The organism is Rhodoferax sp. GW822-FHT02A01 (assembly GCF_038784515.1).
Lineage (GTDB): Bacteria > Pseudomonadota > Gammaproteobacteria > Burkholderiales > Burkholderiaceae_C > Allorhodoferax.
On record NZ_CP152376.1, the window covers coordinates 681378 to 694180 of the forward strand.

General features: G+C 61.0%; 18 protein-coding genes. 3 read left to right on the plus strand and 15 right to left on the minus strand.

Annotation, left to right across the window (positions count from 1 at the left end; translation table 11 throughout):
* Positions 1–150 precede the first annotated feature (150 nt).
* The 9 genes from AAGF34_RS03205 to nifE all read right to left on the minus strand — a co-directional run bounded on the left by AAGF34_RS03205 (position 151) and on the right by nifE (position 8058).
* Positions 151–2214, minus strand: a complete 2064-nt coding sequence (locus tag AAGF34_RS03205) for an EAL domain-containing protein (RefSeq protein WP_342619186.1) — start codon at positions 2212–2214, stop codon at positions 151–153.
* A gap of 131 nt (positions 2215–2345) precedes the next feature.
* Positions 2346–2828 carry an acyl-CoA thioesterase gene (locus AAGF34_RS03210; protein ID WP_342619187.1) on the minus strand — a complete coding sequence of 161 codons (483 nt, stop codon included), beginning with the start codon at positions 2826–2828 and terminating at the stop codon, positions 2346–2348.
* A gap of 23 nt (positions 2829–2851) precedes the next feature.
* Positions 2852–3586, minus strand: coding sequence for a TerC family protein (locus AAGF34_RS03215; protein ID WP_342619188.1), 735 nt, complete (start codon positions 3584–3586; stop codon positions 2852–2854).
* A gap of 79 nt (positions 3587–3665) precedes the next feature.
* Positions 3666–3974 (minus strand): ferredoxin III, nif-specific, encoded by a 309-nt coding sequence (gene fdxB / locus AAGF34_RS03220; protein ID WP_342619189.1) that lies wholly within the window; start codon positions 3972–3974, stop codon positions 3666–3668.
* Complete coding sequence (locus AAGF34_RS03225) at positions 3971–4165, minus strand: CCE_0567 family metalloprotein (protein ID WP_342619190.1); 195 nt, start codon at positions 4163–4165, stop codon at positions 3971–3973. Before AAGF34_RS03225 ends, fdxB begins: the two co-directional genes overlap by 4 nt.
* 2 nt (positions 4166–4167) lie before the next feature.
* Positions 4168–4662, minus strand: coding sequence for a NifX-associated nitrogen fixation protein (locus AAGF34_RS03230; protein WP_342619191.1), 495 nt, complete (start codon positions 4660–4662; stop codon positions 4168–4170).
* Positions 4659–5069 (minus strand): nitrogen fixation protein NifX, encoded by a 411-nt coding sequence (gene nifX / locus AAGF34_RS03235; RefSeq protein WP_342619192.1) that lies wholly within the window; start codon positions 5067–5069, stop codon positions 4659–4661. The genes AAGF34_RS03230 and nifX overlap by 4 nt, the downstream gene beginning before the upstream one ends.
* A gap of 19 nt (positions 5070–5088) precedes the next feature.
* On the minus strand, positions 5089–6543 hold the full coding sequence (gene nifN / locus AAGF34_RS03240) for a nitrogenase iron-molybdenum cofactor biosynthesis protein NifN (protein ID WP_342619193.1): 1455 nt from the start codon (positions 6541–6543) through the stop codon (positions 5089–5091).
* 24 nt (positions 6544–6567) lie between these two features.
* Positions 6568–8058: a nitrogenase iron-molybdenum cofactor biosynthesis protein NifE gene (gene nifE / locus AAGF34_RS03245; RefSeq protein WP_342619194.1), complete on the minus strand. Its 1491-nt coding sequence runs from the start codon at positions 8056–8058 to the stop codon at positions 6568–6570.
* A gap of 305 nt (positions 8059–8363) precedes the next feature.
* On the opposite strand from nifE, the gene AAGF34_RS03250 reads away from it, so the two are divergent.
* The 3 genes from AAGF34_RS03250 (at position 8364) to AAGF34_RS03260 (ending at position 9191) form a co-directional block, all read left to right on the plus strand.
* Positions 8364–8594 carry a hypothetical protein gene (locus AAGF34_RS03250; RefSeq protein ID WP_342619195.1) on the plus strand — a complete coding sequence of 77 codons (231 nt, stop codon included), beginning with the start codon at positions 8364–8366 and terminating at the stop codon, positions 8592–8594.
* Positions 8595–8626: 32 nt separating this feature from the next.
* Positions 8627–8851, plus strand: a complete 225-nt coding sequence (locus tag AAGF34_RS03255; protein ID WP_342619196.1) for a hypothetical protein — start codon at positions 8627–8629, stop codon at positions 8849–8851.
* 121 nt (positions 8852–8972) lie between these two features.
* Positions 8973–9191 (plus strand): hypothetical protein, encoded by a 219-nt coding sequence (locus AAGF34_RS03260; protein ID WP_342619197.1) that lies wholly within the window; start codon positions 8973–8975, stop codon positions 9189–9191.
* A gap of 21 nt (positions 9192–9212) precedes the next feature.
* Here the strand turns inward: AAGF34_RS03260 and AAGF34_RS03265 are convergent, their stop codons facing one another.
* From AAGF34_RS03265 to nifK, 6 genes are all read right to left on the minus strand, one after another.
* The gene (locus AAGF34_RS03265) at positions 9213–9692 is read right to left on the minus strand and encodes a ferritin family protein (protein ID WP_342619198.1); all 480 of its coding nucleotides are present in this window, start codon (positions 9690–9692) and stop codon (positions 9213–9215) included.
* Between the two features lie 12 nt (positions 9693–9704).
* The gene (locus tag AAGF34_RS03270; protein ID WP_342619199.1) at positions 9705–10049 is read right to left on the minus strand and encodes a hypothetical protein; all 345 of its coding nucleotides are present in this window, start codon (positions 10047–10049) and stop codon (positions 9705–9707) included.
* Between the two features lie 25 nt (positions 10050–10074).
* A complete protein-coding gene (locus tag AAGF34_RS03275; RefSeq protein ID WP_342619200.1) occupies positions 10075–10326 on the minus strand; it encodes a hypothetical protein in 252 nt (83 codons plus the stop codon).
* A 3-nt stretch (positions 10327–10329) separates the two neighbouring features.
* A complete protein-coding gene (locus AAGF34_RS03280) occupies positions 10330–10647 on the minus strand; it encodes a hypothetical protein (RefSeq protein WP_342619201.1) in 318 nt (105 codons plus the stop codon).
* A gap of 28 nt (positions 10648–10675) precedes the next feature.
* Positions 10676–11023: a 2Fe-2S iron-sulfur cluster-binding protein gene (locus AAGF34_RS03285; RefSeq protein WP_342619202.1), complete on the minus strand. Its 348-nt coding sequence runs from the start codon at positions 11021–11023 to the stop codon at positions 10676–10678.
* Positions 11024–11217: 194 nt separating this feature from the next.
* A complete protein-coding gene (gene nifK / locus AAGF34_RS03290) occupies positions 11218–12774 on the minus strand; it encodes a nitrogenase molybdenum-iron protein subunit beta (protein ID WP_342619203.1) in 1557 nt (518 codons plus the stop codon).
* Between the last annotated feature and the right edge of the window lie 29 nt (positions 12775–12803).

The window sequence follows — 12803 nt, forward strand, 5'->3', positions numbered from 1 at the left end:
CAATGGTCTGCATGCTGGCATCCAACAGCCGCATTGAACCGGCTATTTCCTGATGAGGTTGTCCCGAACGCATGGCCTCCGGACCAAGAGAATCGTGGCCCGAGTGTCCAATTCATGCTTCTGTGGAGCCAGCGCAATCGGGCGTGAGGGTCACTTCCCGCTGGCCGCCAATCGATGGCTCGGCTCGGCCCAGTCTTCAAACGTACGGATATCCAAGGGCCTGCTGAACAGGTAGCCCTGGTAATTCAGGCAACCGTTTTGCGCCAGCGCCTGGCGTTGCTCTTCGGTTTCCACCCCTTCGGCAATCACGTCCAGCCCCATGCTGCGGGACAGCGCCACCACCATGCGGGCGATGTCCACGTCGTGGGCATCGGTCAGGATGCCGCTGACAAAGCTCTGGTCGATCTTGAGCTGGTCCAGCGGCAGGCGCTTGAGGAACGACAGCGACGAATAGCCGGTACCGAAGTCGTCCATGGAGAAGCAAATGCCCTGCGCCTTGAGCGCGTTCATCTTCTCGATAATGCTTTCCACATTGGATACCAGCACCGACTCGGTAAGCTCCAGCTTGAGCCGGTCGGGCCGTGCGCCGGTACGCTGCAGCGTGGACAACACCTGATCGACAAAATCGTCCTGATGGAACTGCAAGGCGCTGACGTTGACGGCCATGGTCAGGTTGCAGAACACCGGGTGTGACGCCCATTGCCGCAGCTGCAGGCAGGCCGCTTGCAGCACCCAGTTGCCTATGCCCAGGATCAGTCCGGTCTCTTCCGCCAGCGGAATGAATTCCGCTGGCGGAATCCAGCCGCGTTCCGGATGCTGCCAGCGCAGCAGTGCTTCCACACCGATCAGGCCGCCGTGGTGCGACACCTGTGCTTGATACGCCAGCTCAAAGGTGCCGCCCTGGATAGCCTGACGCAAACCCGACTCCATGGCCACACGCCGGCGAACCTGCTCCTGCATCTGCCGGTCGAAGAAGCGGATGGCGTTGCGCCCGGCATTCTTGGCTTCGTACATGGCCAGTTCGGCCTGCTCCAGCAGCGAATCGATGTCTTCATGGCGCTGGCCGCTCAACAGCGTAACGCCGATGCTGGCTGTACCCGAATGTCCGTCGGCATCGATCTGGTAGGGCTCCTGCATGGCAGCAAGCACCTTGGCCGCAATCAATTCAGCCTGTTCGGTGGCGCGTTGCGGCACCGGATCCAGATGGGTCAACAGCAGCGCAAAGGAGTCCCCGCCCACCCGGGCCACGGTATCGGTTTCCCGCACGCAATGCCGCAGCCTGCGTGCGACCTGCTTCAGAATCATGTCGCCCTGCTCGTGTCCCAGCGCGTCATTGAGGTTCTTGAAGTCGTCCAGGTCGATTTGCAGCAATGCGCCCAAATGTTTGTCGTGGCGGGCCTCGGTGGTGAGCTTCTGGATCTGCATGACCAGATGGCGCCGGTTGGCCAGGCCAGTCAGGCTGTCGGTATAGGCCAGGCTCGCGATCTGGGCCTCGGCGGTTTTCTGGAAGGAGCTGTCGCTGAAGGCGCCTACGTAGTGGGTTGTGATGCCCGCTTCATTCTTTACCGCATGAATGGTCAGCCATTCGGGGTATTCCTCGCCATTCTTGCGGCGATTCCATATCTCGCCCTGCCAAGTTCCCACCTGCAGGATGTCGGCCCACATCCGGCCATAGAAGACGGCATCCTGCCGCCCGGAGGCCAGCAGACCGGGGGTCCGGCCCACCGCCTCTTCGGGGCTGTAGCCGGTGATGCGGCTGAAGGCCCGGTTGACTTTCAATATGACGCCCTTGGCATCGCAGATCAGCATGCCCTGCTGCGTTTCAAAGGCGGCGGCGGCAATGCGGAAATCCTCCTCGGCCTGCATCCGCGCGGTGATGTCGCGCGCCAGCAAGATGAAGCGCAGATCCACATCCTCCGGCAAGACCACACTGGACACAGAAAGCTCAAACCAGACCCGTCCGTGGGGCCCCTCCAGCCAGTAGGTGGCACCGGTAGAGCGGCCATGCTGCGCCGCCTCCTGCACGGCTTCCATGCAGGTAGCTGCGGCGTGGGCTGGCAGCACGTCATCGATGCGCTGGCCCAGAAAGGCCTGCACGGGCACGTCCAGCAAATCCTGGTGCGGTGAGTGGTAGTTGTAGATGCAGCCCGCCAGATCCACTTCAAACAGCAGGTCCGGTATGGCGTCTACCAAGGCTTGCAAACGGCTTTTCATAGTCGGCTGCGTGCCACAAATTCAAACATGGAAGCCTTTATGTACTTTTTCCAACGATTCTGCCGATTTTAGAAAGGTCCAATGGCCTTAACCTTGGTCAATATCAAGGTTTGTGGCATTGACGCACTGTACTACCCCGGTTTGCGCAGGCTCTCGAAGCGCTCGCCAAACTCCTGGCGCAGCTGCTTGCGCACCTGGGCCGCCGCGTGGCGCCTGTGTTCGTCGGGAGTAGAGGGCACCAGCGGATCGACGGGCACGGGCTTACGCTCATCGTCCACAGCCACCATGGTAAAGAAGCAGGAATTGGCGTGGCGCACCACTTGTGTCTGGATGTTTTCTGCAATCACCTTGATACCTACCTCCATGGAGGACGTGCCGGTGTAGTTCACGGCGGCCAGAAAGGTCACCAGTTCCCCCACGTGGATGGGCTGGCGAAACATCACCTGGTCCACCGATAGCGTCACCACGTAGCGCCGGGCGTAGCGGCTGGCGCAGGCATAGGCCACCTGGTCCAGAAACTTGAGGATGGTGCCGCCGTGCACGTTGCCGGAGAAGTTGGCCATGTCCGGCGTCATGAGCACGGTCATGGTCAGTTGGTGGATGGGTAGATTCATGGGCGTATTCCTGGAGTAGGGGATCAGTCAATGCTGTCTTCGATCCGAAGCGCAGCGTGCTTGTCGGCCTCGAGCACATCGCGTGCCGTGCGCTGGCGCCTTGCGTTGCTGTACCAGCCGTAGCCGACCACCACCAACGTCAGCAGCAGGGGGAGATAGATGCTTTCCCGAAACAGCGCAGGCAGGTAGGGCAGCACCGCGGCATCGCCGTCCACCATCTCGCCCGCCGTCCATGCAATCAGCGCGGCCCCCACATAGACCACGATGGGGTAACGGTCCATGATGTTCATGATCAGCGTGCTGCCCAGCACGATCAAGGGGATGGACAGGGTCAGGCCGGCAATCAGCAGCGTCCAGTCGCCCTTGGCCACCCCGGCAATGGCCAGGGTGTTGTCCAGGCTCATGACCACATCGGCAATCAGGATGGTCTTGACCGCGCCCCACAGGCTGGCGTGGGCCTGGTGCGCCGCCTCATCTTCATCGTCTTCCACCAGCAGCTGCAGCGCAATCCAGACCAGCAGCAGACCGCCCAGGCTTTGCAAAAAAGGCACCTTCAGCAGCTGAACCGCGACCACCGTGAGCGCCACGCGCAACACGATGGCGCCGCCGCTGTCCCACAGAATGGCCTGCTTCTGGTGCCGTGGCGGCAAGTTGCGTGCGGCCAGTGCAATGACCACCGCGTTGTCGCCGGACAGCACAATATTGACCAGCACAATTTGCGCCAGGGTGGCAAAAAAGGAAGCGCTCAAGAAATCCATCGGGGCAGGTGCCAATCAAAACAAGGGCTGACTGTATCAGCCCATGCACCGATTGCACCTGAGCGCCCGGGCCAGCAGGCTACATCACCGCAGCCGCATGGGTGTAGCACTTCTTCGGGCAGATCTTGGAACAGGCGGTGCAGCCGATGCACAGCTCCTGATGCGCGATGGTCATGACCTTCTTTTCGTATTCGTCATCATCATCCGCGTCGTCATCGACCCGCACGTATTCGCCTTCGTCGGTCAGGCCCACCAGCTCCAGCACGCCGCGCGGGCAGACCTTGAAGCAGCGGCCGCAGCCTATGCATTTGGTGTCGTCGAGCTTCTGGACGAAGTTGGGTGTCCAGACTTCGCCGCTGGGCAGCGTGACATTGAACGTTTCGCTCATATCTGCTCCGCGGCTTTGCGCGCCTCCATGAGTTGGGCGTGGGCGTCGTGGCAGCGCTGTGCCACGGAGAGGACGTTTTCCCAGTTGGTGGGCAGCTCCTCCGACAGGTCGTGCAGGTCCATCTTGGCCTGCGTGGCACGGGCGTTGAGCTTTTTCAACTGGGCCTTGCGTTCTTCGGCATCGGTACTCATGCTCAGGCTCCGTACTGTGCGACTTCGGGGTAGCTGCGGATCATGCCCACGGCCTCGTCAAAGAACTTGCCGCCGGCCGCCGCCAGCTTGGCCAGTGACGGGAAGCCGAAGCGGTGCACATCACGCAGCTGCTTGTTGACCACCACCAGGCGTCCGGCAATCAGCACCATGCGGCCGAAGCCTTCATGACTCATCTTCATCATGGGCGAGACCATCTGGCCGGTCTCGCGTTCAATGGCCACCGCGATGGCGTTGTAGAAGATTTCCAGATGCCACAGGGTTTCCGGGTCCGGGTCCCCCATGATGGGCAGGGCACGGCGCTCTTCAGCGGTGTGGATATAGGGCTTGAGCAATTCCAGATCGCTCTTGCTTTCCCAGGTGCCGTGGATGTCCTGTGCCCGCATCTGCTTGATGAGCTGCTGCACAAAGGGGGTGGTCAGGTAGCTTTCGTCGCTGACCGTGCCGGCAGCATCTTCCACCGTGGCTTCTGTCGTCATGGGGTGACCTCGTCTTCTTCAAAGTTGTAGCTGCGCGGGCTGTCTTTTTCCAGGGCCTTGCGCAACCAGGGGGGCGGGGTGCCCTGCAGCACGACCTGGAGCTTGTCCAGGATCTCGGCAATCGATTCCGGCTGTGGCACCTTGATCGGGTGGATCTTCATGGCCACCACGCGGGCGGCACCGGAGCCGCCAATGGCGGCCACGTAGACGATGGCGCAGTCCTTGATGGCTTCGAGCTTGGGTGCGAGCTTGTCCTCGTCGCCGTCTTCTTCGAGCTTGTCACCGAACTCGAAGCTCTCGACGAAGCGGTGGCCTGCGCCACTGATTTCGTAGACCACGATGCTTTTGGCCCAGCCGAAGTGCGCGTCCACGCGCTCCTTGTCCTGGGTAGCGAAGGCAATTTTCATACGGCTTCTCCTGGGTTGGTCAAACACTGGCCTCGGCCAGATCGGTGGGGTTGGAAGGCGCGCAGCCGCCGCACGACCCAGTGCTGCAGGAACCTGCGGTCACGGTGACGTCGGCCATGCGTGCGCTGGTGGTGGTTGCGGCGCGCAGGGCTTCGGGCGTGAGCGGCCAGTCGCCTGCGTGGTGGTGATCCATGTTCTCCAGCATCAGGTTGGCAATGGAGAAGATCAGATCCATGGTGCCGCGGTAGCCGACCATGCGCCGATGTGCGTTGCCGATGCGGTCAAACACCGGAAAGCCGATGCGCAACAGCGGTTTGTGCAGACGTTCCGCAGCCTGGCGCCCATGCGAATGGGTCACCAGCAGATCGCAGTCCGCAGCGGCCTGCTCCAGGTCTTCCAGATCGCCCAGCAGCACCTGCTCGGCCGGCAGCAGCGCATGCGCGGCCGACTTGGTGGTGCTGATGCAGCAGCGCAGTTCTGCGCCCATCTCGTGCAACAGGCTGCCCACGGCCAGCAGCAGATCGGGCTCGGCTGCAATCGCCACCTTGATGCCGCCGGTATAGAAGTGGCCATCGAGCATGGCATCGAGCAACTGGCTGCGCTGGCGCCGGTATTTGGCAGGCACCGGATTGCCCGACAGCGCCGACAGGCGCTGCAACAAGCGGTCATTCACTTCCAGCCCGGTGAGTCGCTCATACACCTCCATGGGCGTGCCGGCAATCTCCTGCAGGGCCAGCGCCGCTTCACGCGTCTGCTCGCCAATGCCAATGGTCAGCGCAGAGGCACCGGCAGCGCGGATCTGCTCCAGCGTGGTGCCACCAATGGTGGTGCCGCGCCAATCGGGCGGGATGTGGCCGTCCAGCGAGCCGGAGATATCCGGCAACACGATGGGGTTCAGGCCAAAGGCTTCGATGATCTCGCGCAGCTCGTCGATGTCCGCCGGTGTCAGATGGCTGCCCGGCAGCAGCGTGACCTGGTCGGCGCGCACCGGCAAGGGTTTGACCAGGGTCTTCACGATGGCGGTGACAGCGTGCTGGTAGCCGTCCTCAAAGCCGCCCACGTAGTCGGGCGTGGAGACGTAGATGATTTCGGTATCGGCCAGCTCGGGCTTGCGCTTGCGCACGGTGACGATGTAGCCGTCCACATCGTCGCCCTTGGTTTCGGTGAGGCCCGTGGAGCAGATGGCGATGACCTTGGGTGCCGCGCGCTTGTAGATGTTGACCAGCGCCGCCTCGATGTTGTCGTAGCCCCCCAGGATGGAGGTGACCTCGTTCATGGCCGTGGTCTGCAGCGGAATGGCTTCCTTGAAGTGGCGCACCAGCAGCACTAGGCCAAAGGAGGTACAGCCCTGCGAGCCGTGCATGACCGGCATGCAGGCGTCCAGCCCCATGAAGGCAAAGCTGGCGCCCAGCGGCTGGCTCATCTTGAGCGGGTTGACGGCGCAGGCTTTCTTGGATTCAACGACGTTTGCCATGGTGTGTGCCTTGTGTGGGTTGGGTCAGACGGGCACTTCTTCGGGCTCCAGCCCCAGCGATCTGGCTGCAGCTGTCGCCAGGAAATCCAGCGGTTTGGCTGCCGGTTGCACCGCACCCAGCGTCTCACCATCGTCACCCCAGGGCGCGGCAATGCGCACTTGCTGCCACACCGGGTTGAACAGGGCGCGGTCGATCTGCTTGACCAGCTCCACCATGCCTTCGTAGCCGCCATAGGGGTAGTAGCGCTCCTGGTTGATGTCCAGCCAGGGCATGCGCGCCTTGAGCGCCACGAACTGCGAGCGTCCACCCGAGAGCATGATGTCGGCACGTGCATCGCGCAGCATGGCGTACATCTCGCGCGGGGTCATGTCGTCGATCATGTGGGCGTCGTCGCCCATGATCTCCTTGATCTTTTCCTTGTCTTCCTTGGTGCTCTTCTTGATGCTGGTGCCGACGATCTCCATGCCGCCCTCTTGCAGCGCCGCCACCACCGACCAGGACTTCACCCCACCGGTGATCAGCAGCACGCGCTTGCCCGCCAGGCGTTGTTTGTAGTGCGCAATGCGCTTCCAGGCGCGCGCCTCTTCCACCTCGATCAGGCGCTCGGTACGCTCCAGCAAATCGTCCGGCGCACCCTGCTGCACCAGCAGTTTGGCAATCTGACGCAGCGTATCGCTCATGTCGCCAATGCCGTAGAACGAGCCCTCGAAATACGGAATGCCCCAGCGCTGCTCCATCTTGGTGGCGATATTGATCATGGACTTGGAGCACACCATCATGTTGACCTTGGCGCGGTGGGCGCTGGCCACTTCGTTGTAGCGGCCATCACCCGAGATGCAGGACAGCACCCGTATGCCCAGCGCGTCCAGCAAGGGCTTGACCTGCCACAGCTCGCCCACCAGGTTGTATTCGCCAATGATGTTGATGTCATAAGGCGTGGTGAACTCCGGCTCCACCGTGCCGATCACATAGTCCAGCAGCGCCTCTGCGCCCAGCTTGTTGCCCAGGTTCTTGGGGCCGGCGAAGCCCGGCGCGTTGACCGGGATGACCGGCTTGCCGAACTTTTCGCTGGCACGCTGGCACACCGCCTCAATGTCATCCCCCACCAAGGCGGTGACGCAGGTCTGGTAGACAAAGATGGCGGGTGGGTCGTACTTTTCCAGGATCTCGCGGATGGACTTGAACAGGCGCTTCTCGCCACCATAAATCACATCCAACTCGTTGATGTCGGTGGTAAAGCCGGAGCGGTAGATCTGCGAGTGCGAGGACGCGCTGTGCCGGTTGTCCCAGGAGTTGCCTTCGCAGGCAATCGGGCCGTGGACCAGGTGCGCCACATCGGCAATCGGTTGCAATGCGATCTTGGCGCCATCAAAGGCGCAGCCGCCAGCCGCTGCGCCGGGGTTGAGCTGCTTGGTGCAGCCCTTCTTGCGTTCTTTCTCGCTCTTGCCCTGGTTCTTGTCGCAGCCCGGTTCTTCGAACACTTCGGCAATCTTGGCTTTGAGCGATACGGACATGGACAACTCCTTGCAGGGTGGTTGATCCATCCATCGCAATTTGGGTGCCAGCCAAAATCGGCTTTTATTGGTGGTTTTGTGGGCGCAGAGACCTGCTCTTTGGCGGGTTTGAAGGCAATGCGACACAAGCCGCTGAACAGCGGGTCCGACTGCGCAATATTGCACTGCATCAACGAAATCCGTGCTTTTAGTACTTTGGTCGAATGCAGACCTTCGCAAATGCGTATATCCTTGTGATAAATGGGAAAATATCCCATTCACTCCACATCGGAACATTGGCCGTCAGTAACCCAGGGAGTCGAAACATGACAGGACGCTGGCCATTTTTTGCAAACGGGAAGGCCACCCCGCGAGCAGGCGTTGCCGCTGCGCCCGTCACGCCCCCCCAAGTCGCGAACCCTGAGCCGTTATGGGCCGAACGCCGCAAATTCATACGAGCCATTCCGGCACCGGTCGCGGAAGAACTCAACAGCGAGTCCGCCTGGGCCGAGTTTGAATCAGCGATGCAGGCTCCGGGTCCGCAAGCCAATACCTGACCAGGGACCGGACTGATTCAACGGTGAGCCCTATGAACCATTCGATCGACAAACCTCTGAAGCCGGAAACACACCTTCGGGTGCTGAACCTGAGTATTCAGAATGAAGAGGCACCATCACCAAACCCGGAGTGTGAGGTCATCGAATTTGAAGGTGAAGAAGGCTGGCAGCATTGGCGGGACTCGGTATTTGTGCAGGATTTCGAGGAATCCGTGCTCACCGCCCCAGCCCCCTTATTCAAGGCCCAAGGAGACTGACAAGACCACATACTGCCAGGGCCTGCCGGACAGGCGTTTCAACACTTTGGGCATGCACGCTATCATCGCTCCAGACTAAAAGAGTGGCGACACTCCAAAAACGCTGGATCGGAGGTGGTGTATGGACTTTTTTCGCAAAGCTCCCAAGAAGATCATTGATCCTCTGGAGCCGATTCCCGTTGGCGAAGTACAGGAGTCGGACTGGGCCGAATGGGAAGACTCGGTAGCCTTCCAGGACAGCCTGATAGGCGGTTTCCCAGACACCACCAAGCAGCCGCTGACTCCCGAAACCGAAGACATGCTGGACATCTTCGCCAACGTGAAGAAGAAGGACTCCTAGGCGGGCTCTCCCGCCCTCACTTCAATCCTGCGTGGGTAGTCTGGCACCCGCCAGATGCAACTGAATCCAGCGCTTGAGTTCAGCCACGTGCTCGGCCTCCTCATCCACAAATTCCTTGGCTAATACGCGGATCTCCGGGTCCTGTGTGGCCTCCAGCACGCTGCTGTAGAAGTTGAGGCCAGCCGTTTCGGCGTCCAGCGCCACCTGCAGCGCCTGCTCGATGCCGATGAACGGGTCCGCCGCCCAGATAGCTGCGGCTTCCGGGCTCTCGATATCGGGCCAGCGGAAGTCACTGCTCTGCAGCACCGGCAGATCGCGATAGCCCGAACGCGCACGCGCATCGCCCAGATGCAGCAGGGAGTAGTCCGCCAGACGCCGGAACAGCTTGCCGACATCCCGGTTGCCGGCGGTCATCATGGCATCGGCCAGTTGACCGAAACGCAATGCAGCCTCGCTCTCCAGCTGGATGGTGTGGGCCAGAAATTCTTCAACGCTGTTCATGGTGTTCCTTGTTCAAAACCCGATCTCAAACCACACCGGTTCCTGCTTGCGCAACTTGGCAATCAGCTCCAGCGTGGCCGGCACCAGCGACTGGATGCCATACCAGACCTCCGCACGGCGCGGCTGGCCGTCCTCTTCCAGCAACTTCTGCAGGCAGGCCCAGCCGTGCCAGTCCACCTGCACCAGGCGATCCCGCAAGGGTTGGGGCAGATGCGCCAGCGTCTGGGCCATCACCAGCAGATAACTCTCCACCCGCTCCAGCGTGTTGGGACTGGCAAACAGCTCCACTTCGCTCTGCATATGGGTCAGCAACACCGCCATGCTGTGGGCGCTGCCCTTGAGGATGTCGTATTGCATGCGCGTCAGCATGTCAGCCCCCGGCTCAATCGTCCGTCAGCACATCGAGAGCCACCAGTTGCTCATGTAGCGCATGGCGCGCGCGCCACATGGACTTGTCGGCAATGAGCGGGTCCCGTCCTTCAAAAGCTGCGATGGCCTCGGCCTCGTCCCAGTACACATAGCGCTCACGCTCCGGGCTGCCCAGGGTTTGCATCTTGTTGGCAAAGTCCTGCTTGTCATAGGCGAACCAGGCCTGTGGATAGCCCTTGGCGGGAAGCTCTATGACGTAGATCACGGCCTACTCCACGCCATCCGCATGGGCCTTGGCCCAGACCGCGTGGCGCAGTCTCTGGGTGATGCCCGCCGGGCTGGCATCAAACTGGCGCTGCGCTTCGGACAAGGCCCCCTGCACCGCGGCCGCTTCAGCCAAGGTAAAGGGCAAACGCCCGCCTGCATGCGTGGCACCCGGTACGGCCCGGGCAATGGCCTGGCGGTTGGGGTGCTCCTCCATGGGGATCAGGCTGTCGGCTTCGCGCACACCGTTCAGGCAGATCCAGCCGTCTATGACTTCCACCTTGCGTCCGTCCGATGTCGTCCTGATAAAGGTAGTGCCCATGGAAAAGCCTCCGTTGCGCAATGCGCTCTCAGAAATTCACGACGATGTCTTCATCACGCACCACCATCTGGCAAGCCAGGCGCCAGGGTGGCGGCAAGTCCTTGGTTTCGGCGTCACTGATTTGCTGCGCCGTGATCTTGCCGGCCAGCTTCAGAACTGTCTTCTCTTTTTCCGTCAGCGCCACACCGATAGGCGTGTTGCCCGACAGCACGGAAACCCGCACCTGGCAGGAACCGCATTCGCCGTTCTCGCACTCCGAGTCCAACGGAATATTGTGGGCCTTGGCCGTAGCCAGCAAGGTCTTGGTGTCACCTGCCACGGCATAGACCGTGACATCTTTCTTCAGGCGCGGCGAGCTGAAAGTTACGTTGGCCATATGTTTCTCGATAGTTCAAAGCAGTTATCAGTCAACAAGCCGTGGCGAAGCGAAGCGAGCCGCAGCGAGTTGACTGAGGTGCTGCAGCCGCCGTAGCGAGCGGGTCGAGGTTGCGTTGAAGCCCACAGCCGTACACCCGTACGGCGAGGACTGCAAACGCAAGATCGGCCCGCGCAGTAGGCGGATGCAGTGCCTCAGCGAATGATGTCGTAGGAGTAGTCGGTCTTTGCGATTTCCATGGTGTTGCCATCGAGTGCTTCAAAGAACTCGTCGAGCAACATCACCAGAACGCGCATCGCGCCGTCATAGCCCCAGGTGGCGTAGCGGTGGTAGTGGTGGCGATCGAAGATCGGGAACACCATGCGCACCAGCGGTGTCTTGGTGTCACGTTCCAGGAACTTGCCGTAGGTGTTGCCGATCATGAAGTCCACCGGCTCAGTGAACAGCAGGGAACGCAGATGCCACAGGTCGCGCTTGGGGTAGGCCTTGCAGCCCGCACCGTAGGGCGAGGAGTCAAACAGCGCCTGCATCTTGTCTGCCCAGGTTTCGGTGCCATTGGTGGACAGCACATGGGACGGTTCTGCACCGAGCTCCATCAGGAAGGCTGCATAACCCAGCATCTGGTCGGGGTCGCCATACAGGGCATAGCGCTTGCCGTGCAAGTGGGCCTGGCTGTCTGCCATGGCGTCCACCAGTTCGCCGCGTTCCTTTTCCAGCTGGGCCGGAATGGGCTTGCCGGTCAGGCGCGAGATTTCCATGAGGAACTTATCGGTGCCAGCCACACCCATGGGGGCGTTGAGCACCACGACTTCCTGGCCGTGCTCGGCGATGAACTTGCTGGTCTTTTCGCAGCAGTATTCCTGGAACACGATGGTTGCCTTGGCGTGCAGGGCGGCAATCACTTCTTCCTTGGTCGTGCCACCGGCGTACATGCGGAACTCGCCATCGGTCGGTGTGTTCCAGTTGCCGGACGGGTCGCAGATGATGTTGACCTTGACCCCAAACAGATCGAATATGCGGCGGATTTCCTTCATGTTGCCGACGACGAAGCCGTCAAAGCCACCAATGAAGTTGATGCTGTCATCGGGCACGCGCACCAGCGGTTCGGTGGTCTTGGCCTTGCCGTCCCAGAAGTGGCGCAGCACACCCAGAAGCGCATTGTCGTAACCGGTGATGTGGCTGCCCACAAAAGCGGGGGTGTGGGCAAAGGGCACGTCGAACTCTTCGGGAATGCTGCCCTTTTGCTTGCTGGTCTTGATGAAGGCGTCCACGTCGTCGCCAATGACTTCGGCCATGCAGGTGGTGGAGACGGCAATCATGTCGGGCTTGTACAGGCTGTAGGCGTTGGCCAGGCCGTCGACCATGTTGTTGAGGCCACCGAACACGGCTGCATCTTCCGTCATGGACGATGACACGCAGGAGGTGGGTTCCTTGAAATGGCGCGAGAAGTGCGAGCGGTAATAGGCCACGCAGCCCTGGCTGCCGTGCACAAAACTCAGGGTCTTGGCAAAGCCGTTGGCCACGTACACGGCGCCCAGCGGCTGGCAGGCCTTGGCCGGGTTCACAGTGAGGGAATCACGGGCAAAGTTTTTTTGCTTGTAGTCCTCGGTCTTGGTCCACTCGACGACAGACTTGATCTTGTCATCGGAGTGGTTGAATTCGAACTCCTTCTTGTCGGCGAGCATCTTCTGGTACTCGGGCTCACGAAACAGCATTTCGTGGTCAATGACTTTGTCAGCAGATTGAGACATGGCTGGCTCCAATAGATAAGTGAATCGGT

What these genes read in the sequence shown, in the direction of transcription:
- AAGF34_RS03205 (WP_342619186.1), bottom strand. Translation starts at nt 2,214, where the DNA reads ATGAAAAGCCGTTTGCAAGCCTTGGTAGACGCCATACCGGACCTGCTG.
- AAGF34_RS03210 (WP_342619187.1), bottom strand. Translation starts at nt 2,828, where the DNA reads ATGAATCTACCCATCCACCAACTGACCATGACCGTGCTCATGACGCCG.
- AAGF34_RS03215 (WP_342619188.1), bottom strand. Translation starts at nt 3,586, where the DNA reads ATGGATTTCTTGAGCGCTTCCTTTTTTGCCACCCTGGCGCAAATTGTG.
- fdxB (WP_342619189.1), bottom strand. Translation starts at nt 3,974, where the DNA reads ATGAGCGAAACGTTCAATGTCACGCTGCCCAGCGGCGAAGTCTGGACA.
- AAGF34_RS03225 (WP_342619190.1), bottom strand. Translation starts at nt 4,165, where the DNA reads ATGAGTACCGATGCCGAAGAACGCAAGGCCCAGTTGAAAAAGCTCAAC.
- AAGF34_RS03230 (WP_342619191.1), bottom strand. Translation starts at nt 4,662, where the DNA reads ATGACGACAGAAGCCACGGTGGAAGATGCTGCCGGCACGGTCAGCGAC.
- nifX (WP_342619192.1), bottom strand. Translation starts at nt 5,069, where the DNA reads ATGAAAATTGCCTTCGCTACCCAGGACAAGGAGCGCGTGGACGCGCAC.
- nifN (WP_342619193.1), bottom strand. Translation starts at nt 6,543, where the DNA reads ATGGCAAACGTCGTTGAATCCAAGAAAGCCTGCGCCGTCAACCCGCTC.
- nifE (WP_342619194.1), bottom strand. Translation starts at nt 8,058, where the DNA reads ATGTCCGTATCGCTCAAAGCCAAGATTGCCGAAGTGTTCGAAGAACCG.
- AAGF34_RS03250 (WP_342619195.1), top strand. Translation starts at nt 8,364, where the DNA reads ATGACAGGACGCTGGCCATTTTTTGCAAACGGGAAGGCCACCCCGCGA.
- AAGF34_RS03255 (WP_342619196.1), top strand. Translation starts at nt 8,627, where the DNA reads ATGAACCATTCGATCGACAAACCTCTGAAGCCGGAAACACACCTTCGG.
- AAGF34_RS03260 (WP_342619197.1), top strand. Translation starts at nt 8,973, where the DNA reads ATGGACTTTTTTCGCAAAGCTCCCAAGAAGATCATTGATCCTCTGGAG.
- AAGF34_RS03265 (WP_342619198.1), bottom strand. Translation starts at nt 9,692, where the DNA reads ATGAACAGCGTTGAAGAATTTCTGGCCCACACCATCCAGCTGGAGAGC.
- AAGF34_RS03270 (WP_342619199.1), bottom strand. Translation starts at nt 10,049, where the DNA reads ATGCAATACGACATCCTCAAGGGCAGCGCCCACAGCATGGCGGTGTTG.
- AAGF34_RS03280 (WP_342619201.1), bottom strand. Translation starts at nt 10,647, where the DNA reads ATGGGCACTACCTTTATCAGGACGACATCGGACGGACGCAAGGTGGAA.
- AAGF34_RS03285 (WP_342619202.1), bottom strand. Translation starts at nt 11,023, where the DNA reads ATGGCCAACGTAACTTTCAGCTCGCCGCGCCTGAAGAAAGATGTCACG.
- nifK (WP_342619203.1), bottom strand. Translation starts at nt 12,774, where the DNA reads ATGTCTCAATCTGCTGACAAAGTCATTGACCACGAAATGCTGTTTCGT.